21 protein-coding genes are annotated in these 19,632 nt (G+C 61.2%); 10 read left to right on the top strand and 11 right to left on the bottom strand.

From position 1 onward, the window contains the following. Positions 1-9: 9 nt before the first annotated feature. The 4 genes from nox (at position 10) to CPI83_RS00190 (ending at position 4,041) form a co-directional block, all read left to right on the top strand. Complete coding sequence (gene nox, locus CPI83_RS00205) at positions 10-1,221, top strand: 4,4'-dithiodibutanoate disulfide reductase (RefSeq protein WP_060938754.1); 1,212 nt, start codon at positions 10-12, stop codon at positions 1,219-1,221. 131 nt (positions 1,222-1,352) lie between these two features. Further along, positions 1,353-2,360 (top strand): thioredoxin-disulfide reductase, encoded by a 1,008-nt coding sequence (gene trxB / locus CPI83_RS00200; RefSeq protein WP_003942521.1) that lies wholly within the window; start codon positions 1,353-1,355, stop codon positions 2,358-2,360. Between the two features lie 38 nt (positions 2,361-2,398). Then, a complete protein-coding gene (gene trxA, locus CPI83_RS00195; protein WP_003942530.1) occupies positions 2,399-2,722 on the top strand; it encodes a thioredoxin in 324 nt (107 codons plus the stop codon). A gap of 128 nt (positions 2,723-2,850) precedes the next feature. Then, a complete protein-coding gene (locus tag CPI83_RS00190; protein WP_020909860.1) occupies positions 2,851-4,041 on the top strand; it encodes an N-acetylmuramoyl-L-alanine amidase in 1,191 nt (396 codons plus the stop codon). Positions 4,042-4,061: 20 nt separating this feature from the next. Here CPI83_RS00190 and CPI83_RS00185 read toward each other — a convergent pair whose 3' ends face one another. The 4 genes from CPI83_RS00185 to rsmG form a co-directional block, all read right to left on the bottom strand. Continuing rightward, entirely contained in the window at positions 4,062-4,745 is a 684-nt protein-coding gene (locus CPI83_RS00185) for a hypothetical protein (protein WP_019746201.1), read from the bottom strand. Between the two features lie 255 nt (positions 4,746-5,000). Then, the gene (locus tag CPI83_RS00180) at positions 5,001-6,041 is read right to left on the bottom strand and encodes a ParB/RepB/Spo0J family partition protein (protein ID WP_097386590.1); all 1,041 of its coding nucleotides are present in this window, start codon (positions 6,039-6,041) and stop codon (positions 5,001-5,003) included. Between the two features lies 1 nt (position 6,042). Beyond that, positions 6,043-7,047, bottom strand: a complete 1,005-nt coding sequence (locus CPI83_RS00175) for a ParA family protein (RefSeq protein ID WP_020909862.1) — start codon at positions 7,045-7,047, stop codon at positions 6,043-6,045. An 81-nt stretch (positions 7,048-7,128) separates the two neighbouring features. Then, positions 7,129-7,809 carry a 16S rRNA (guanine(527)-N(7))-methyltransferase RsmG gene (gene rsmG / locus CPI83_RS00170; protein WP_019746204.1) on the bottom strand — a complete coding sequence of 227 codons (681 nt, stop codon included), beginning with the start codon at positions 7,807-7,809 and terminating at the stop codon, positions 7,129-7,131. 712 nt (positions 7,810-8,521) lie between these two features. On the opposite strand from rsmG, the gene CPI83_RS00165 reads away from it, so the two are divergent. Next, on the top strand, positions 8,522-8,821 hold the full coding sequence (locus tag CPI83_RS00165) for a hypothetical protein (RefSeq protein ID WP_097386589.1): 300 nt from the start codon (positions 8,522-8,524) through the stop codon (positions 8,819-8,821). 138 nt (positions 8,822-8,959) lie between these two features. On the opposite strand, the gene CPI83_RS00160 is transcribed toward CPI83_RS00165, so the two are convergent. The 7 genes from CPI83_RS00160 to rpmH form a co-directional block, all read right to left on the bottom strand. Further along, a complete protein-coding gene (locus CPI83_RS00160; protein WP_060938752.1) occupies positions 8,960-9,445 on the bottom strand; it encodes a DUF6301 family protein in 486 nt (161 codons plus the stop codon). Positions 9,446-9,702: 257 nt separating this feature from the next. Then, positions 9,703-10,029 (bottom strand): hypothetical protein, encoded by a 327-nt coding sequence (locus CPI83_RS00155; RefSeq protein WP_020971491.1) that lies wholly within the window; start codon positions 10,027-10,029, stop codon positions 9,703-9,705. Between the two features lie 121 nt (positions 10,030-10,150). Continuing rightward, a complete protein-coding gene (locus CPI83_RS00150) occupies positions 10,151-10,714 on the bottom strand; it encodes a protein jag (protein WP_003942504.1) in 564 nt (187 codons plus the stop codon). Between the two features lie 20 nt (positions 10,715-10,734). Beyond that, positions 10,735-11,841 (bottom strand): membrane protein insertase YidC, encoded by a 1,107-nt coding sequence (yidC, locus tag CPI83_RS00145; RefSeq protein WP_019746208.1) that lies wholly within the window; start codon positions 11,839-11,841, stop codon positions 10,735-10,737. 4 nt (positions 11,842-11,845) lie between these two features. Further along, entirely contained in the window at positions 11,846-12,226 is a 381-nt protein-coding gene (gene yidD / locus CPI83_RS00140) for a membrane protein insertion efficiency factor YidD (RefSeq protein WP_007729147.1), read from the bottom strand. Next, on the bottom strand, positions 12,223-12,603 hold the full coding sequence (rnpA, locus tag CPI83_RS00135) for a ribonuclease P protein component (RefSeq protein ID WP_019746209.1): 381 nt from the start codon (positions 12,601-12,603) through the stop codon (positions 12,223-12,225). The genes yidD and rnpA overlap by 4 nt, the downstream gene beginning before the upstream one ends. Positions 12,604-12,629: 26 nt before the next feature. Next, positions 12,630-12,773, bottom strand: coding sequence for a 50S ribosomal protein L34 (gene rpmH / locus CPI83_RS00130; RefSeq protein WP_003942540.1), 144 nt, complete (start codon positions 12,771-12,773; stop codon positions 12,630-12,632). A gap of 780 nt (positions 12,774-13,553) precedes the next feature. Between rpmH and dnaA the strand changes: the two genes are divergently transcribed. The 5 genes from dnaA to CPI83_RS00105 all read left to right on the top strand — a co-directional run bounded on the left by dnaA (position 13,554) and on the right by CPI83_RS00105 (position 19,606). Further along, complete coding sequence (gene dnaA, locus CPI83_RS00125; protein ID WP_003942491.1) at positions 13,554-15,116, top strand: chromosomal replication initiator protein DnaA; 1,563 nt, start codon at positions 13,554-13,556, stop codon at positions 15,114-15,116. A 584-nt stretch (positions 15,117-15,700) separates the two neighbouring features. After that, a complete protein-coding gene (dnaN, locus tag CPI83_RS00120) occupies positions 15,701-16,885 on the top strand; it encodes a DNA polymerase III subunit beta (RefSeq protein WP_007729165.1) in 1,185 nt (394 codons plus the stop codon). 44 nt (positions 16,886-16,929) lie between these two features. Continuing rightward, on the top strand, positions 16,930-17,838 hold the full coding sequence (gene gnd / locus CPI83_RS00115; RefSeq protein WP_097386588.1) for a phosphogluconate dehydrogenase (NAD(+)-dependent, decarboxylating): 909 nt from the start codon (positions 16,930-16,932) through the stop codon (positions 17,836-17,838). Further along, the gene (gene recF / locus CPI83_RS00110; RefSeq protein WP_020905610.1) at positions 17,839-19,068 is read left to right on the top strand and encodes a DNA replication/repair protein RecF; all 1,230 of its coding nucleotides are present in this window, start codon (positions 17,839-17,841) and stop codon (positions 19,066-19,068) included. Continuing rightward, the gene (locus CPI83_RS00105) at positions 19,061-19,606 is read left to right on the top strand and encodes a DUF721 family protein (protein ID WP_097386587.1); all 546 of its coding nucleotides are present in this window, start codon (positions 19,061-19,063) and stop codon (positions 19,604-19,606) included. Before recF ends, CPI83_RS00105 begins: the two co-directional genes overlap by 8 nt. Positions 19,607-19,632 lie beyond the last annotated feature (26 nt).

The raw sequence follows: 19,632 nt of genomic DNA, 5'->3' as shown, positions 1-19,632 counted from the left end.
AAGTTGAAAATGACCACAGCGCCCACACCGTCGATATTCGAACCCGCACGTCTCGGCCCTCTGACCTTGCGCAACCGCATCGTCAAAGCTGCAACGTTCGAGGGCGTCATGCCCCGGGGAGAGGTCTCGGACGATCTGATCAACTTCCACGCCGAAGTGGCTCGGGGCGGGGCCGCGATGACCACCGTCGCCTACTGCGCGGTCTCACCAGGTGGACGAGTCCACCGCGACACCCTTGTCATGGACGAGCGCGCGCTGCCGGGACTACGCAGACTGACCGACGCCGTCCACTCAGAAGGCGCGCTTGCCGCGGCGCAGATCGGCCACGCGGGACTGGTTGCCAACACGCTTTCCAACAAGACGAAGACCCTGGCGCCGTCGACCCGGCTGAGTCCGCCCGCGATGGGCCTCGTCAAAGGCGCGACACTCGCCGAACTCGACGGTGTCGTCTCCGACTTCGAACGGACCGCCCGCGTCGCAGTGGACGCAGGATTCGACGCCATCGAGGTCCATCTCGGTCACAACTATCTACTCAGCTCGTTCATGAGCCCCAATCTGAACAAGCGCCACGACCGATACGGTGGCAGCGTCGCCAAGCGCGCCGAGTATCCGCGTCGAGTCATCGAAGCGGTGCGAGTGGCCGCTGGATCCAGCGTGGCGGTCACCGCGAAATTCAACATGTCCGATGGGGTGCCGAAAGGTCTGTGGCTCGACCAGAGCCTGCCGATCGCCCAGATCCTCGAAGCCGACGGCCACCTGGACGCGATGCAATTGACCGGTGGCAGTTCACTTCTCAACGGAATGTACTTCTTCCGCGGCGAGGTCCCACTGGCTGAGTTTGTCGCCTCCCAACCCAAACTCGTCGGGTACGGGCTGAAGTTCTACGGTCCCAAACTCTTTCCGACGTACCCGTTCGAGGAGGGTTTCTTCCTGCCCTTCGCCCGTCAGTTCCGACAGGCGCTGAGGATGCCACTGATCCTGCTCGGCGGCATCAACCGCGTCGACACCATCGAGCACGCACTGGATGAAGGATTCGAGTTCGTCGCCATGGCGCGCGCACTGCTCAGGGACCCACAACTGATCAACAAATTTCAGGCCGAGAGCGTCGACGAGGGTCTGTGTATCCACTGCAACAAGTGCATGCCCACCATCTACACCGGCACGCGCTGTGTGGTTCGGGACGCGCTGGTGGTTCGGGAGGCACCGCGCCCCGCCCAGTGAGTCCCGCGCTGTGAGCTGCCGGCTGTGAGCCACTTTCCAGCGGAGTGCGGGAACAACACCCCTTATCCTGGTGTTGATCGGTACGGCTCTCCAAGAAGCGGAGGGTCTGCACTCACTATTGGAAGGCTCGCATGACCACCCAGCTGGAAAACACGCCCGCGGTCCATGACGTCATCATTGTCGGTTCCGGACCGGCCGGCTACACCGCTGGTGTCTACACCGCGCGCGCTGAGCTCCAGCCCCTGCTCTTCGAGGGAACCCAGTTCGGTGGCGCCCTCATGACCACCACCGAGGTCGAGAACTTCCCCGGATTCCGCGAAGGAATCATGGGCCCCGATCTGATGGAACAGATGCGCGAGCAGGCACTGCGCTTCGACACCGACATCCGCACCGAGGACGTCGAGGAGATCGATCTCAGCGGCCCGATCAAGACGGTCGTCGCGAACGGCGAAACCTACGCCGCGCACGCGATCATCCTCGCCATGGGCGCAGCAGCCCGCTACCTGGGCATTCCCGGTGAAGAACGCCTCCTCGGCCGCGGCGTCAGCGCCTGCGCCACATGCGACGGCTTCTTCTTCCGTGACCAGGACATCGTCGTGGTCGGCGGCGGCGACTCCGCGATGGAAGAAGCAACCTTCCTCACCCGCTTCGCTCGCTCGGTCACCCTGGTGCACCGCCGCGAGGAGTTCCGCGCCTCACGGATCATGCTCGAGCGCGCCAAGGCCAACGAGAAGATCCGCTTCCTGACCAACGCAGAGCCCGTCGAGGTGCTCGGTGAGAACAGCGTCACCGGCCTCGTCGTGCGCGACACCGTCACCGGTGAAACTTCCACACTCGAGATCACCGGCATGTTCGTCGCCATCGGCCACGACCCGCGCAGTGAACTCGTCAAGGGCCAGGTCGATCTCGACGACGCCGGATACGTGCGCGTCGCTCCCGGTTCCACCGCGACCTCCGTCGACGGCGTCTTCGCTGCCGGTGACCTGGTCGATCACACGTACCGTCAGGCGATCACCGCTGCCGGCACCGGATGCTCCGCAGCAATCGACGCCGAACGCTGGCTGGCCGACCGCGGCGACATCACCGCCAACACGCTCGACGCAGCCGGCCACACGGTCGACGTCGTCGGCGCTCCCTGATTCACCAAGCTGTCGTACCCAACCCTCGAGGAGTAACAGTGTCGAATACCGTCACCATCACCGACGATTCCTTCAAGCAGGACGTCCTGGGCAGCGACAAGCCCGTTCTGGTCGATTTCTGGGCAACCTGGTGCGGCCCGTGCAAGATGGTCGCCCCGGTCCTCGAGGAGATCGCCGGCGAGAACAGCGAGAAGCTGACCGTCGCCAAGCTCGACATCGATGCCAACCCCGCGGCGGCGCGCGATTTCCAGGTCATGTCGATCCCGACGATGATCCTGTTCAAGGACGGCAAGCCGATCAAGACGATCGTCGGCGCCAAGGGCAAGGCCGCGCTGCTCAAGGACCTCGCAGACGTTCTCTGACGGCTGGGTGAGCATCGTGGATTCTCGCAATCCACAGAATTTCTGAGATAATCGATCGATGTGCCTGATCGGGTCTACGACCAGGCACATCGATCGAATTCGTTAACCGATCCGAGAGGCTTTCACGCATGCACAGACTCCGACACGGCGATCACGGCCCGGCCGTCGCCGAGATTCGGGGCACATTGACGAAGCTGGGATACCTCCATCACGGAACTTCCGGCATTCGACGTGAAAGCGCCGACGGTGCCCACTGGGTTGCACCCGACGCCATCTTCGATCATCAACTCGACAGCGCCGTTCGTGCCTTCCAGCAGCAGCGTGGGCTTCTTGTCGACGGCATTGTGGGCCCGGCAACCTATCGGTCACTTCGTGAGGCCTCGTACCGCCTGGGTGCCCGTACGTTGATCTACCAGTTGTCCGCGCCGCTGTACGGCGACGACGTCGCAGCGCTGCAGGCAAAACTGCAAGATCTGGGCTTCTACGCAGGCCGGGTCGACGGTTTCTTCGGTCCGCAGACCCACGAATCTCTCTCGTCTTTCCAGCGCGAAATCGGGATCGCTGCCGACGGTATCTGCGGACCACAGACACTCCGTTCGCTGGAACTTCTGGGAACCCGCGTCACCGGTGGTTCCCCACATGCGATCAGCGAAGAGGAGCTGGTGCGGCGTAAGGGCCCGCAGCTTGGCGGTAAGCGCATCGTCATCGATCCCGGCCTCGGCGGGCCGTCGACGGGCAACATCGTCAACGGCATCTCCGAAGCTGACATCCTCTGGGATCTGGCCATGCGCCTCGAGGGGCGGATGGCTGCAACCGGGATGGAAACTTTCCTCTCCCGCCCGCACAACGCCGATCCCACCGAGGCCGAGCGCGCACTGACATCCAATGCGTTCGACGCGGATCTGATGATCTCCCTGCGTTGCGACAGCAACTCGAGCCCGTCGGCAAACGGCGTCGCGAGCTTCCACTTCGGAAATTCGCACGGTTCGGTCTCGATGATCGGGCAGGTGTTGACCGGTTTCGTTCAGCGCGAGATCGTTGCGCGAACTCCGTTGCGGGACTGCAGAACTCACGGTCGGACGTGGGAGTTGTTGCGCCTCACCAACATGCCTACGGTGCAGATCGATCTGGGCTACCTGTCCAACGCGTCCGACGTTGCGGTACTGACGAATCCGCGAATGAGGGACACCATTGCCGAAGCCATCTTGATCTCGGTCAAGCGGCTGTACCTGCTGGGTCAAGACGATCAGCCGACCGGCACCTTCACCTTCGCCGAGCTTCTCGCAGAAGAACTTTCGGTAGCCGACCGCATTTCGTAGGTCCTGCGGTCGGCACCTGCTCACACTCTGGCGAGCTCGCTGATCTCCACCATTTCGAGAGCTGCGGCCTTCAGTAGACGGTCGAGGGCTTCTTCGACGTCGACCTTCCATTCGTGATCTCGATTGAGTTCGAGACGAAGCCGCGGATAGCGATGGTGCGGTGCCACGACCTCGAAACCGTAATCCTCGAGGAACTCGGCACTGATCATGCATTCTGCGGGTGAGCATTCCAGAGCGGCAGTTGCGCTGGCCACGTCGGAAGCAGGTCCCAAGTCGTCGCTGCGGATACCGAATGCCTCGAGCGCACGAACTCCGCGTCGAACCAGATCTGTCACGACAGCGGCCATCAGGCTTGGCCCTAGTTCTTCCTCTATGCCCGAGGGCTCGAGGCGAAGGCTTGTCAGAAGCACTGCGTCCGAGCTGACCGGGCTTGTCGGAAACAGTTGCGCGCGCGGGATCATGCGGGGAGGGGCGTACAACGCACTTCCAAGCGGCTTTCCGTCGCGGACGGCGACCTGTCCGCACGAACCCCACTCGAGCATGACCATCGACAGCCAGGCTTCCTTCTCGAATTCCTGATCGCAGAATCCTCGGGCGTCGTGAAGCGCGCCCGGGTCCATCTCCCAGAACACGCATCGACGCGCATGGGCGGAAAGCTGATCGAGGCTGTCGAGCGTGAGAGAGGTGATGACGTGAGTCGACACTGACTAACTCACTCTCCGTAGGTCCCCGAAGCGGTTTTGATGTTCGCCCGCCGCTTTTTTCTTCTCCAGGATAGGCCAGCTGTACCAAGTCGGCAGTGGCGCGAGAGTGGATCGCTCTAATGCATTGCTGTTCAACATCTTTCGTCCCGGTTCAAGATTTCGAGAAGCTCGGACCACCTAACTTCGTCACAGTGACGAAAATAGGTGGTGTGCCCGGTCATCGTCATTACGTCACCAAACGGGCATCCGAGTTCACTACGTCGATTTCTGCGCTTCCATCATTCCGACGATGCGTTGTAGGTCGTCGACCGAGCCGAATTCGACCACAATCTTTCCCTTCCGCTTGCCCAGACTGACAGTCACCCGGGTGTCGAACGAGTCCGACAACCGCTCGGCCACATCCTGCAGACCCGGCATCACGATGGGCTTGCGCTTCTGCTGGGGAGCGATCTCGTTGTCCGCCCGGTTGGCAAGAGTGACGGCTTCCTCCGTCGCGCGAACCGACATTCCTTCGGCGACGATGCGTGCCGCCATGACTTCCTGAGCGTCGGCACCCGCCTCGAGGGACAGCAGTGCGCGAGCATGGCCGGCCGAAAGTACTCCAGCCGCAACGCGGCGCTGAACCGCCACCGGCAGCTTCAGCAGACGAATCATGTTGGTCACGACGGGACGCGAACGTCCGATCCGATTGGCCAATTCTTCGTGAGTTACTTCGAACTCCTCGAGCAACTGCTGATACGCCGCTGCCTCCTCGAGGGGGTTCAACTGCACTCGATGGATGTTCTCGAGGAGTGCGTCGCGCAACATCGAGTCGTCATCGGTTTCACGAATGATCGCCGGAATCTTCTCCAGCCCGGCTTCCTGGCTCGCGCGCCAGCGACGCTCACCCATGACAAGTTGGTACTTGTCACCGTGACGACGGACCACGATCGGCTGCATCAAACCGAATTCGCGGATCGAGTGAACCAACTCCGCGAGCGCTTCCTCGTCGAAAACGCTGCGAGGCTGCTTCGGGTTCGTCTCGATCAGGCTCGGTTCGATCTCGAGATAGACCGCGCCGGTCGGCTCGAGTTCGGTCTCCGGCTCAGCTTCCACCGGAGCCTTCGCAGCCGTCGCCTTGGTGGCTTTCGGCGTTTTCGGAGCTGCCTTCGTCGGTGGGGGAGGGGAGGGGTTGCGCTTGTCGACGCCGATTACGACGTCCGCTGCAGCCGATCCCAAACCCGGTGCCGTGGCCGGCCCAGTGGGGATGAGAGCAGCCAAGCCGCGGCCCAATCCACCTTTGCGTGCTTGACTCATCTCACTGCTCCTGGGTCGTCGTGGTGGCAGAGCGGGCGGCAAGTTCGCGTCCGGCGTCGAGGTAACTCATGGCGCCGCGTGAACCGGGGTCGTAATCGAGAACTGTCATTCCGTATCCGGGAGCCTCGGAAACCTTCACACTGCGGGGAATCACAGCGCGCAGTACGGCCTCGCCGAAGTGCTTGCGTACTTCTTCGGCGACCTGGTCGGCCAGCTTGGTGCGCCCGTCGTACATCGTCAGAAGGACCGTGGAGACATGCAGATCCGGGTTCAGATGAGCCTGGACGAGTTCGATGTTGCGGAGCAACTGACCGACCCCCTCGAGGGCGTAGTACTCGCACTGGATCGGGATCAGGACTTCCTTGGCAGCAACCATCGCGTTGACGGTCAGCAGCCCCAGCGAGGGCGGGCAGTCGATGAGGACGAAGTCGACGTCGAGCTCTGCGAGCACCTTGTCGTTGAGCGCGCCTTTGAGTCGATTCTCGCGGGCAACCATGGAGACCAATTCGATCTCGGCGCCCGCCAAATCGATCGTTGCCGGGATGCAGAGAAGGCGCTCACTGTGCGGGCTGGTCTGGATCGCCTCCGGGGCCTTCACTTCGCCTATGAGCAACTCGTAACTGGAGGGGGTGCCCGAGGTATGGACGACGCCCAGAGCCGTGCTGGCGTTGCCCTGAGGGTCCAAATCGACCACGAGGACAGTGAGTCCTTGAAGAGCGAGCGCCGACGCAAGGTTCACCGTGGTCGTCGTCTTCCCGACGCCGCCCTTCTGGTTCGCGATGGTGATCACGCGGCGGAACGCCGGCTTCGGCAGCGTCACCGAATGGGGGTGAAGCACCTGGCTCGCTCGATGCGCGGCCGCCCCGATGGGAGTCTCCTCCGAGGAGATCGCCGCGTAGGGGGCGGTGAAATTGTCGTCGTCGTCGTTGACGATCTGATCCGCACCCGCGCCCGTGTGCTGCTTCGGTGTTTCACGTGAAACGGCGGATTCAGATCGACCCGACATTGACTGCTCCTTCGATTGGGAATCGATCACTAGGTGCTCTCATCATCTGTACATTGCTCTCGATTGCATGCGTGTAAATCATCAACGCTGGCGACGCTTCGGGAGACGTTCGGCCTTCACCACCACGGTGGGGGTGCGGAGAATCTTGGCTCCACATTCGAGTATTTCCAACTTACCTGCGCCCAATTTGGTGAGCGCCGTACGGTCCCGCTCGATCTCCTCGGCGGCGCTCGAACCTTTGAGTGCCAACATCCGGCCGTGCTCGTGAATGAGTGGGAGGGACCAACGTGCGAGCTTCTCCAGAGGCGCCACGGCCCGCGAAGTGACCACGTCCGCACCGCCCGCTTCCTTCACAACACCCGATTCCTCGGCTCGGCCTCGGACAACCAATACGTCCAATCCGTTGGACTCGATGAACTCCGCGAGGTACACAGAGCGTCGAAGCAACGGTTCGACGAGAGTCACCTTCAAGTCCGGGCGGGCGATCGCGAGAGGGATTCCGGGTAGGCCGGCACCGCTTCCTACGTCCACAACCGACTCACCTTCGGCGATCAGTTCACCGATCACTGCGCAATTGAGAAGGTGACGCTCCCACAGTCGGGGAACCTCACGGGGACCAATCAGCCCGCGCTCGACACCATCCGTTGCCAGGGATTGGTAGTACCGTTCCGCGATCTCATATCTGTCACCGAACACTGCGCGCGCAGTCTCTTGTTCGTCCCAGTCAACCGACGCCGCACCATTCTGTTCCACGTGAAACATCCTCCCGCGTAAACCGCGAAATCAACAATCAAGACCGAAATCATTATCCGCTCCGAAGCCGACATGTGTTCGCTTCTGCACACCGACTCGCTGTGAGTCTGCCGACTCGTTCATTCTTTGGGAAGTATTCCGCCCAAAATTCAAGTGGGGGAGGGAGGGGTTCACGTTCCACGTGAAACATTGCGCTGATAATTCTCCGAGTTCTGACCCGTTTCACGTGAAACATAGCCGGGCGATCGAACGCAGATAGGAGGTCGATTATCAATATCATCACAGTGACGAAACTGCCGTAGGTAGTTACATGGATGGAATTCGGGCCCAAAATGGGCAATTTTTTACGAAAAGTGGTTGTAGAGAATTGCTGCCGTCGGACAGCCGAACGGACTCGGTCGGTCTGACGCAATCTGTTGTTCGACGCGGATGAGCTTCGAGTCCAAGTCCCGGACAGCATCGTTATCTCACCGCCGGTTGTTGCGAGCCATACATCCGGCGGCTTGACACTCCTGTTGCGGGACACCGGAGACTTGGCATCACAAACCGCGAATCCAAGGAGCTTCGCATCACAGGATGCGCATGGCGAGTTCGCCTTCGATGTGGATACCGGTGTCGGCGGGAAGATCAAAGTCGAGCAGGGGACCTGCCCGATGCGCAGGATGAATTCCTGCGCCTGGACTCGAAAGCGCTGCACGCTGTGCGCGATTAAGATCCGCGCTTGGTGCAGGAGTTGTTGGACGGCAAGGACTACGACTACCTGTTGGTGCATACCGAACCCGGAACCAACAAGATCACCGCTCACGAGTTCGATCCGGGCACCGCCAAGCCATTCCACCTCAAACAGCCCGGACCCGCTCTCGTGCCGACACCAGCAGCAGGTGTGGGCGCGACGCCGATCGCGCACACCCCGCGAGTCAACCGAACTCAATGCGGTCCCGTGATTACCCCGACGCGGTCCGCAGTCTATGAACCGGAGCCCGTGAAGATGAGGTCGATTCCGGTTTGCTTGGCAAAGTAGTCGCCGCCGATCTCACCCCGAAGCCTGCATCATCGACTTTGCGTGGCGACGAAGCCCATTCGATGTGAGTGGTCCGATTCGTGTGAGGAGTGCGCAAACCTGTTCCCACACCGGATGCGATCTCGCCGACCTCGATCGCTAGTCCTCGTCCTCCGGTTCGGGCTCATCCATCCATGCCTGATACTTCGGACTCTTCAGAGCGAGGTGGATTGCACTGAAACCCCGGTGCAGTGTGATGACCGCTTTCGGCAGATCCCACCGGATAGTTGCCTCAGGTCCGGGTTCGGCGCTCGTGGCTGTCCCCAGGAGTGCGGTAAATGCCACATCGAGGTTCGTGAACCCCTCGACCAGCAACGGGCGAACTTCTGCCTTGGGAATACCTAGATCTGCCAGGTCCGAGACGAAGATTGAGATGTAGTGCATCGAACGGTTCCGCCTGAACATGTTCGCCTTCGGCCGGCAGACATGAAGGTTCGTTCGTATCGAGCCGCCACCTTGCCTGAGTTCGACGAGTTCCCATCCAGCTTGTGCGCAGAAGGGTTCGAGGTCGTCGACGGCCCAGGTCCAGTCGAATTCTGCGGCGAGGCGGGCGATCCGGGTGGCGCCTTCGATGTCGACGTGCATGTGTGGATGCTAATTCCTTGTTGATCGTTGTTGATGACGCCCCAATCCGGGGGCCGTCGAAGTGAGGGCTGGCGGGTTGTCGGTCATCGGATGCCAGCGCCGAAGGTGACGACCTTGCCAGCAGGCCTGACGACATCAGGTCGGTGATCCATTGTGGCGGCAATCTGGGGCGGAGTTCGAGGGCTCGGGGCAACAACCATCGATCCGGTTTCACGTGAAACGAAGGCCGACTATTCCTCCTGGGGGAGGGGAGGGGCTCACATGTAGTACGGCATGTTGTCGATCGAATATCCGAACATGCACAGTGCACCCCCGACGAACAAGAAGGCAATCGCGAAGCTGAGCATGACCGGTCTCCCGGATCGCCATGCCAGTGCAAGTGGAATGAATACGACGGCGACTACTCCCAGCGGCAACAACCAGCAGAGCCAATACTTCAGACCGCCCGGCGGAAAGGACTGGACTTCCATTTTCTGCTGTAGTTCGAAGACCACGGGCCAATAGCTCAGGCCGCACACGAGCATCCCTATCAAGGCCCCAAGGGTCATCAATCCGAGAGGGAATCCGGAGCGCTCGTTGGACATGTCGACAACGATAGGCACCTGACCTTCACCGTGCTGCCGGATTCGGTTTCACGTGAAACACCTCTCGGACACAAAAGCGGGCCCCGGAAAATCCGGGGCCCGCATTCGATCAGGGGGAGTGTCAGTCCTTGAGGACAACGACTCGGCGAGACGGTTCAGCGCCTTCGCTCTCGCTGGAAACACCGGCGACCTTGGCGACGGCGTCGTGCACGATCTTGCGTTCGAACGGCGTCATCGGAGCAAGCTCTTCGCGTTCGCCGGTCTCGAGAACACGCTGTGCAGCTTCCGCACCGAGAGCACTGAGTGCCTCGCGCCGGCCTGCACGCCACCCGGCGATGTCGAGCATCAAGCGGCTGCGCTCTCCGGTCGACTGCTGAACAGCCAGACGAGTCAGCTCCTGGAGAGCATCCAGAACCTCACCCTTGCGTCCCACAAGCTTGGTCAGGTCGTCGCCGCCGTCGATGCTGACGATCGCCCGATCGCCCTCGACGTCAAGGTCGATGTCTCCGTCGAAATCGAGCACGTCGAGCAACTGCTCGAGGTAGTCGCCGGCGATCTCGCCCTCTTCGATCAAATCGTCATCGGAATCGTCGATGTCTACATCCACATCGGTAACCGGCGCAGTGGTCTCGGTGCTCACGTCTGCGTTCTCTCCATCCACAACGATGTCAGCTTCACTGGACATTGGTCGTTCTCTTTCCTGGATCAGCGCCGTTTATTGCGCTTGGGGGAGTTGCCGCGGTTGCTCTGTGGCCGGTTCTGTTTCGGTTTCGACGTAGAACCACCACTGGAACCCGAGGGCTTCGGCTGAGGCTTCTTGAGCGAAACTTCCGGGGCGTCACCGTCGTCGTCGGCTGAATCCGCGGTCTTCAGCGCAGCCGGGGATCCCTTCTTCTTACCGGGATCGGGACGGGCACCGGGCTTGGGCGCATTGTCGTTGCGGCGAGTGATCGCTTCCTGCTTCTTCGCTTCTTCTTCGGCATCGATCTTGCGGAAGACGAGGTGCTGCTGACCGTAGGTCCAGATGTTGTTCGACACCCAGTACAGGAGGATCGCGATCGGAAGGAACGGTCCACCGACCAGAACACCGAGCGGGAAGACGTACAGCGCGAGCTTGTTCATGATCGCGGACTGCGGGTTCGCGGCAGCTGCTTCGCTCTGACGGGCAACGGAAGCGCGTGAGTTGAAGTGGGTCGCGATGCTGGCGATGATCATCAACGGAGCGGCCACGAGAATGATGTTCAGGCGTGACGGAAGCTCGGGAACGTTCTCGGTGACATAAGCCTGAAGCTGCGCAACCGGCGTCGTGATCGCGGCCGAGATGGGCGCGCCGAACAGACGAGCATCCAGGAACGACTGGACGTCAGTGGCCGAGAAGACGTAGTTCGGGGTGTTGAGGTTGTCCTCGGCGCTCATGCCCAGCTGGCCCATGCCGGTGCCGGTGCGGTTGAACGAGCGCAGGACGTGGAACAGACCGATGAACACCGGAGCCTGAGCCAAGACCGGGAGACAGCCCATGATCGGGTTGAATCCGTGCTCCTTCTGGAGCTTCTGCATCTCGACGGCCTGGCGCTGACGGTCGCCCGAATACTTCTTCTGCAATGCCTTGATCTGCGGCTGCAGTTCCTGCATCTGGCGGGTCGTGCGGACCTGCTTCACGAACGGCTTGTACAGAACCGCACGCAAGGTGAACACCAGGAACACCACGGAGAGCGCCCAGGCTATTCCGTTGTCCGGGCCGAGAATGAACCCGAAGACCTTGTGCCAGACCCACAGAATCGCGGATACCGGATAGTAAATGAAATTGAGCACGGCTCTAAGTACTCCTCTGTTCGTCCGTCGGACTGTGACACGCTGCGCGTGCTTCCGGACAGCTATGGCGGCTACCCGCATCACGGTCACGACGGGCAGGGACAGGGTCCCACCCTCCAGAATGCCAGGGGGCACACTTCGCCAACCGCACCACAGTCAAGAAAAGGCCTTTGATCGCCCCGTGAGTGCGCAGCGCTTCGACCGCGTATTCACTGCAGGTGGGGGTGAACCGGCAGGTCGGCATCCTCAAGGGCGACACATACGTCCGGTACAACTCGATACAGAAGATGAGAACAGTGGCGGGAGCGCGACGCACAGCCTTCAACACCGTGATGACACGGGAGGCTCTGGGAGTCTCGATCTGCTCAGAGAGCGGAGTACTCATGGCTCTTCACTTACCGACACCAATAGGTTCATTTTGGTCAGGCCCCCACGCAACTGCTTGGCCAGTTCGGCTGAACTGGCGGTAGCTGCGCCCGGAAGTGCGCGGATAACCACGTCCGTCTCCGGCGAAACCTGCCCGACGAAATCTGCACAGATATGACGAAGCCGGCGTGCGACTCGATGTCGAATCACCGCCGGCCCGACAGCCTTGCTCACGATCAGCCCGAAACGGGGACCGTGATTTGTTACTACCAGCGCCTCTACTTGCTCGCGATCGAACGCGTGCACGACAAGGTCGCGTCTTCCCATACGACGCCCGCGTCGCACCGCCACGGAGAAATCCGCGTGGCGACGCAACCGAGACGGCTCAGGCAACACCCCGAGCTCCTGAACTCGAAATCAGATCAGGCGGTGAGGGAATCGCGGCCCTTACGGCGACGCGCCGAAACGATTGCACGACCCGCACGGGTACGCATACGAAGACGGAAGCCGTGAACACGCGCGCGGCGGCGATTATTCGGCTGGAACGTCCGCTTGCCCTTGGCCACGGTCAACACTCCTCGAAGTTCATTGACGCCTCCCGGCGTCATTCAGTGATCGACGCCTTACGGCGCCTTTGGATCCAACAGGTACAGAACAATCAACTTCACTCGTTGTGGCTTGGAAGACCGATCCGACCTGACATATGTAGCCAGCACGAAGCGATCACCACCAGCGGGTGACCGTTCGAGGTTACTTACCACCGTTGCCAAGGTCAAACCAGCCCGATTCGGAGCCCTCCCGCGGCAACCACGGCGACACGCCGATACTTCCATAATTCCGCAGATTCCATTCGCGGTGTGCATACGGCCGTGACCTCGAGCGCGGCAGCAAGTGTGACCTTGGCAACAGTTCCGCTACGGACTGCAGGTGACCCGAAGGCAACCCGGACAGTTCCACCGGCGCATGCTCTCGACAAGGCCTCATCAGCACATACGGGCACGAGCGCCGGACGCGACCCCGAATCCCGAGTTTCCACATTCATCCACAGGGCTGTGAGTGTTGACGCATCCCCGACACCAAGTGGCGAACGCCTCGAGTTCCGACAAAGTTGCAGGTAGATCAATTTCTCGATCACTTTGACGAATTTGGTTGACGAAAAAACCGACTCAGTGCAGGTTTGTCCACATCTGTGGATAATTGTGTGGAAACACAGCCCAGGTGGCATATTCGTAGCCTGTTACGGGGTTCTCACCCCTGGTGGTAATCCACCGAATCATTCGACGCCGCAGCCATACGCTCGGCAGCTGCAGCACACCCACTGTCGGCGAAACACGGGAAGGAACCACGTGAACGACGATCCCAACGCGCTCGCACGGGTCTGGGTCGACGTGGTTGCAGAACTCACGAGTGATGACCCCGGAAGTAATCTTCCGGCTTTGAGCAGCAAGCAGAAGGCATTTGTCCGTCTGGTGAGGCCTCTCACACTTGCTCAGGGTTTTGCACTCCTCTCGGTTCCATCGCCATTTGCTCAAGAGACGATCGAGCGCGATCTACGCGAGCCGATCCTGCAGGCACTCGGACGCCACCTCGGCGGCCAGGTCGAGGGACTCGGTGTCCGCATCGCACTCGAAGACGATGCCGACGCACCCGCCGAACCGGTCGAGGAGCGCACGGGCAGCCGTCAGTTCGAGTCGGTCAACTCATCGGGCGCATACCGTCGGCGCAGATTCACCGAAGGCGACGGAGAACCTTCGGACTCCGAGACTGCCGAGACCGAAGAAGTCGACGACGACCGCGAAGCACTCGCGAGCGTTCACGAATCGTGGCCGTCGTACTTCACGAAGCCGCCCGCTACTCCTTCTGCTTCTGGGTCCGGCGCGAACAGTCTCAACGCGAAGTACACCTTCGACACTTTTGTGATCGGATCGTCCAACCGATTCGCTCATGCCGCTGCCGTCGCGATCGCGGAGGCGCCGGCGCGTGCGTACAACCCCTTGTTCATCTGGGGAGCTTCGGGCCTGGGCAAGACGCACCTTCTTCACGCCGCCGGCCACTACGCACAGCGACTGTTCCCCGGCATGCGGGTCAAGTACGTCTCGACCGAAGAATTCACCAACGACTTCATCAACAGTCTTCGTGACGACCGCAAGGTCGCGTTCAAGCGTCGATACCGGGAAACGGACGTCCTGCTGGTCGACGACATCCAGTTCATCGAAGGCAAGGAAGGTATCCAGGAGGAGTTCTTCCATACCTTCAACACCTTGCACAACGCGAACAAGCAGATCGTCGTCTCCTCGGACCGTCCGCCCAAGCAGTTGGCAACCCTCGAGGAGCGTCTGCGGACGCGCTTCGAATGGGGCCTGATCACCGACGTTCAGCCGCCTGAGCTCGAGACGCGTATCGCGATTCTGAGCAAGAAGGCGAGGATGGATCGCCTCGAGGTCCCGCACGACGTCCTCGAGTTGATCGCCAGCCGTATCGAGCGCAACATTCGTGAACTCGAGGGCGCGTTGATCCGCGTCACCGCTTTTGCCTCGCTCAACCGCCAGCCGTTGGATCTGACGTTGGCCGAGGTGGTCCTGCGCGATCTGATGCCCGATTCGTCGAGCCTCGAGATCAACGCGGCGACGATCATGGCGGTGACGGCCGAATACTTCAACATGTCGATCGACGACCTGTGTGGGCCGGGTAAGGCCCGGCCACTCGCTCAGGCCCGCCAGATCTCGATGTATTTGTGCCGTGAGCTCACTGATTTGTCATTGCCGAAGATCGGTCAGACGTTCGGCCGTGACCACACGACGGTCATGTACGCCGACAAGAAGATCCGTAAGGAAATGACGGAACGCCGCAAGGTGTACGACCAGGTTCAGGAGTTGACCGCAAGGATCAAGCAGCGCTCCAAGCGCTGACCTGCACTTATTTCGATCGATGCCGCTCGAGGCAGAGGTTCCCTCGAGCGGCATCGGTGTCTTCGAAGGGTTCCACGTGCGGTCCCCTCGAGGGCGGTTGTCCACCTCGAGGGACGACACGCCGGAGTCGGACACGCCGATAAGAACAAACTCTTCGTTTCTTGTGAAAAGTATTCACATCTGTGGATAACTGTGTTGATAACTCCGAAAGTCTGTGGAGTTCTCGAGGAGGAATCCGAAAACTTTCAGAGAGTGCACAGAGGGGGTCGATTGGTCCTCGAGTCTGTCCTCGAGAAGTGCACAGGCCCTCGAGGGGACCTACCAGCGTCGACAACCGTTGCTCCACAGATTGCACAGGACTTATTACTACTACTGAGAATTTCCTAGGAAAAGCTCTTTGAAAATAGTTCTGGGGACAACTCCTGTTGAGAACCTCGCCTCAGGCTGCGCTCGTCCCGGCTTCGGCTTTCCACTTGCGCCCTCGAGGGCATACGGTGGGCATCGCTTGGTCTGTGTCAGACTTCAAGTGAGCTGATGCAGATCCGCAGCAGACGAACATGCCTACCGAGAGGAATAACCCGGCGATGGAGCTTGGAAGCCTGAAGTTTCGCGTTTCCCGGGAAGAGTTCGCTGATTCAGTAGCGTGGGTTGCTCGTAGCCTGCCCTCGAGGCCGCCTGTGCCGGTTCTCGGCGGAGTTCTTCTCGACGCAACCGAAGCCGGCCTCACCGTTTCCGGGTTCGACTACGAGGTATCTGCGCAGGTCCGCGTCTCGGCAGATGTCACGACTGCAGGTCAGGCACTCGTCTCCGGACGCCTCCTTGCCGATATCACCAAGTCGCTTCCCAACAAGCCGGTCGATGTGACCCTCGAGGGCACTCGCGTGCTCATCTCCTGTGGAAGCGCCAAGTTCTCCCTGCCCACGATGCCGGTCGAGGACTACCCCCAGCTTCCGACGCTTCCGCAGCAGTCCGGGTCCATTCCCGTCGACCTGTTCTCCGAAGCCATCAGCCAGGTAGCCGTAGCAGCCGGCAAGGACGACACCCTTCCGATGCTCACGGGTATCCGTGTCGAGATCGAACAGAATTCGATCGTCCTCGCCGCTACCGACCGCTTCCGTCTCGCCGTTCGTGAACTCGAGTGGACTCCGGCAAACCCCGACGTCCAGGCTGCTGTTCTCATCCCTGCCAAGACTCTGTCCGAGTCCGCGAAAACGCTTGCCGGCAATGCAAATTCGCCGGTCGAGTTGGCTCTCGGTTCCGGTACGACCATCGGAAACGACGGACTCCTCGGCATCGTCAACGACGGACGCCGCACCACGACGCGCCTCCTCGACGCCGAGTTCCCGAAGTTCCGTCAGTTGCTGCCTGCTCAGCACACCGCGATGGCAACGGTCGAGGTCACGCCTCTCATCGAGGCCATCAAGCGTGTAGCACTCGTCGCCGAGCGCGGCGCACAGGTTCGCATGCAGTTCTCCGCTGACGGCCTGCTCCTCTCTGCGGGTGGCGACGACGCCGGCCGCGCAGAAGAGACACTCAACGCGTCGTTCCAGGGCGAAGCACTCACCATTGCGTTCAACCCCGGTTACCTGATCGACGGGTTGAACTCGCTTCACAGCGAAAACGTTCTGTTCGGCTTCACCACTCCCAGCCGTCCGGCTGTTCTTCGCCCCGCGGCCGAGGAAGAGCCCACGGCAGACGAGTCCGGTAACTTCGCTGCGCCCTCGAGCGAGTACACGTACCTGCTGATGCCGGTTCGCCTCCCGGGCTGAGTGGTACCCCGCACTTCAGTTCGCGCCTGACCAGGGAGAACAGTATGAAGATCGGACTCGTAGGTCTCGGCAAGATGGGTTTCAACATGCGTGAGCGCTTACGCGCGCATGGCCTCGAGGTGATCGGATACGACCCTCGACCGGAAGTCACCGATGTCGGGTCACTTGCCGAACTCGCTGCTTCCCTCGAGGGACCTCGAGTCGTCTGGGTGATGGTTCCGGCCGGTGAAATCACCCAGAGCACCATTGCCGAGCTGGCGGATGCCCTCGAGGGTGGCGATCTGGTCATCGACGGTGGGAACTCGCGTTACACCGACGATGCTGTCCATGCCGAGCTTCTGGGCGCCCATGGGATCGGTTTCCTCGACTGCGGTGTCTCCGGTGGCATCTGGGGCCGTGAGAACGGATACGGCCTGATGGTGGGCGGATCCGAGCCCGACGTGGCGAAGGCAATGCCGATCTTCGACGCCCTTCGCCCCGACGGCGACGCTGCAGACGGTTTTGTCCACGCCGGCCCCGTCGGTGCTGGTCATTACGCGAAGATGGTGCACAACGGCATCGAATACGGCCTGATGCAGGCGTATGCCGAGGGGTACGAGCTCCTCGAGGCGGAAAGCCTGATCGCGGACGTTCCCGGTGTGCTTCGAGCCTGGTCGAAGGGGACCGTCGTACGTTCGTGGTTGCTCGATCTGCTTGTCGACGCTCTCGAGGAGGATCCGGAGCTTGCGCAGATCACGGGCTATACCGAGGATTCCGGTGAGGGCCGCTGGACGGTAGAGGAAGCTATCAAGCACGCTGTCCCTGCTCCCGTCATCTCCGCTGCTCTGTTCGCGAGATTTGCTTCACGACAGGATGATTCACCGGCCATGAAGGCGGTGTCGGCCTTGCGTAATCAGTTCGGTGGTCACGCGGTCAAGAGCGCTTCGCCCAAGAATTCGGCTTCTGGAAGCTAAGTGTTCGTTCGTAGATTTTCGCTGCGGGACTTCCGATCCTGGGATTCGCTGACGCTGGACCTCACGCCGGGAACAACTGTCTTCCTCGGTTCCAACGGGCACGGTAAAACCAACGTCCTCGAGTCACTGGGGTATCTGTCCACGCTGTCCTCTCATCGAGTGTCCACGGATGCACCGATGATCCGCAGCGGTTCCGCCAGTGCTTTTGCGGGTGCAACTGTGGTCAACAATGGGCGCGAACTGACCATCGACGTCGAACTGATCGAGGGAAAGTCCAACCGCGCCAGGATAAATCAGTCGCCGACGCGTCGTCCGCGGGAAGTACTGGGAATTCTGCAGTCGGTGATGTTCGCGCCGGAAGACCTGTCGTTGGTTCGCGGAGATCCTGGCGATCGTCGACGCTATCTCGACGAGTTGTTGACGTCGCGGATTCCCCGAATGGCTGCCGTCCGTGCGGATTACGACAAAGTGCTGCGTCAGCGCTCAGCCCTACTCAAAACTGCTGGTGCGGCTTTGCGTCGCGGTTCTCGTGGTGGCGAGTCCGACAACGTCCTCTCCACCCTCGAGGTGTGGGACGGGCATCTGGCCGCTCACGGCGCACAATTGTTGGCCGGGCGCCTCGAGTTGGTCCATGATCTGGCACCCCACCTGGCGGAGTCGTATCGTTCCATCGCACCCGAATCCCGGCCGGCGTCGATTCGATACAAGAGCAGCCTGGGTTCGTCGTTGGATCCCGAATTCACCGATCCTGCAAGGATTTCCGGTATCGACGACGTTGCATACCTCGAGGAGAGATTCCATCTCGAGTTGGCACAGATGAGGTCGAAGGAAATCGATCGCGGAGTGTGTCTGGTCGGTCCGCATCGGGACGACCTGGAGCTGGTTCTCGGCGACAGTCCGGCGAAAGGTTTTGCCAGTCATGGTGAATCGTGGTCGTTCGCGCTTTCGCTGAGACTGGCAGGTTTTGCCCTGTTGCGTGCGGACGGCAGCGACCCGGTCCTGATGCTCGACGACGTATTCGCGGAATTGGACCGTCGTCGGCGTCGTGCGCTCGCCACCGTTGCGGCTACCGCAGAACAGGTGCTGATCACGGCCGCCGTTCCCGAGGACGTACCGGACGAACTCGAGGCGGCCAAGTTCGGCGTCGAAGCCTCCGATACCGGAGACGGTCGGATATCCCGGATAGTGCCCGTAGGCTCGACGGATCAGGAGGTCGAGTTCGATGACTGAAGACAGCAGCGCGGCCCCGGAGCCCGAGCTCAAGGGGATCGATCTGGCGCGCCGTGCCCTCGAGGAGGCACGCGCGACAGCCAAAGCCAACGGCAAGGCCGTCGGGCAGGGGCGCTCGTCGCCCAAATACGGAAGTGGCCGCCCGCGTCGACGCAGCGGTTGGTCCGGCCCCGGCCCGGATGCGCGGGACCCTCAGCGGTTCGGCGCTCTCACCAGCGCTATCTCCAAATCGCGTGGGTGGTCCCCCAAGGTGTCCGAGGGCACGGTCCTCGGTCGGTGGCCGCAGGTCGTCGGTGAAGACATCTCCGCGCACGCCGAGCCGATCTCTCTGAAAGAAGGTGTTCTCAGCATCTCCGCCGAGTCGACGGCGTGGGCTACCCAGTTGCGCATGATGCAGTCCCAGATTCTGGCCAAGATCGCTGCTGCCGTCGGTGACGGCGTCGTGAAGACACTGCGCATCACCGGTCCGAGTGCGCCTAGCTGGCGCAAGGGTGAAAGGCATGTGAAAGGCCGCGGACCTCGCGATACGTACGGCTGAGGAAAACTCAACCAGGACCTGGTTCT

The organism is Rhodococcus sp. H-CA8f (assembly GCF_002501585.1).
GTDB lineage: Bacteria > Actinomycetota > Actinomycetes > Mycobacteriales > Mycobacteriaceae > Rhodococcus_F > Rhodococcus_F erythropolis.
Note: the sequence above shows the minus strand (reverse complement) of the source record. Positions and strands in the feature narration are given on the sequence as shown.

What these genes read in the sequence shown, in the direction of transcription:
- gnd (WP_097386588.1), top strand. Translation starts at nt 16,930, where the DNA reads ATGAAGATCGGACTCGTAGGTCTCGGCAAGATGGGTTTCAACATGCGT.
- CPI83_RS00160 (WP_060938752.1), bottom strand. Translation starts at nt 9,445, where the DNA reads ATGCACGTCGACATCGAAGGCGCCACCCGGATCGCCCGCCTCGCCGCA.
- CPI83_RS00175 (WP_020909862.1), bottom strand. Translation starts at nt 7,047, where the DNA reads ATGTCGGGTCGATCTGAATCCGCCGTTTCACGTGAAACACCGAAGCAG.
- trxB (WP_003942521.1), top strand. Translation starts at nt 1,353, where the DNA reads ATGACCACCCAGCTGGAAAACACGCCCGCGGTCCATGACGTCATCATT.
- CPI83_RS00155 (WP_020971491.1), bottom strand. Translation starts at nt 10,029, where the DNA reads ATGTCCAACGAGCGCTCCGGATTCCCTCTCGGATTGATGACCCTTGGG.
- dnaN (WP_007729165.1), top strand. Translation starts at nt 15,701, where the DNA reads ATGGAGCTTGGAAGCCTGAAGTTTCGCGTTTCCCGGGAAGAGTTCGCT.
- CPI83_RS00150 (WP_003942504.1), bottom strand. Translation starts at nt 10,714, where the DNA reads ATGTCCAGTGAAGCTGACATCGTTGTGGATGGAGAGAACGCAGACGTG.
- nox (WP_060938754.1), top strand. Translation starts at nt 10, where the DNA reads ATGACCACAGCGCCCACACCGTCGATATTCGAACCCGCACGTCTCGGC.
- yidD (WP_007729147.1), bottom strand. Translation starts at nt 12,226, where the DNA reads ATGAGTACTCCGCTCTCTGAGCAGATCGAGACTCCCAGAGCCTCCCGT.
- CPI83_RS00190 (WP_020909860.1), top strand. Translation starts at nt 2,851, where the DNA reads ATGCACAGACTCCGACACGGCGATCACGGCCCGGCCGTCGCCGAGATT.
- CPI83_RS00105 (WP_097386587.1), top strand. Translation starts at nt 19,061, where the DNA reads ATGACTGAAGACAGCAGCGCGGCCCCGGAGCCCGAGCTCAAGGGGATC.
- CPI83_RS00180 (WP_097386590.1), bottom strand. Translation starts at nt 6,041, where the DNA reads ATGAGTCAAGCACGCAAAGGTGGATTGGGCCGCGGCTTGGCTGCTCTC.
- rsmG (WP_019746204.1), bottom strand. Translation starts at nt 7,809, where the DNA reads ATGTTTCACGTGGAACAGAATGGTGCGGCGTCGGTTGACTGGGACGAA.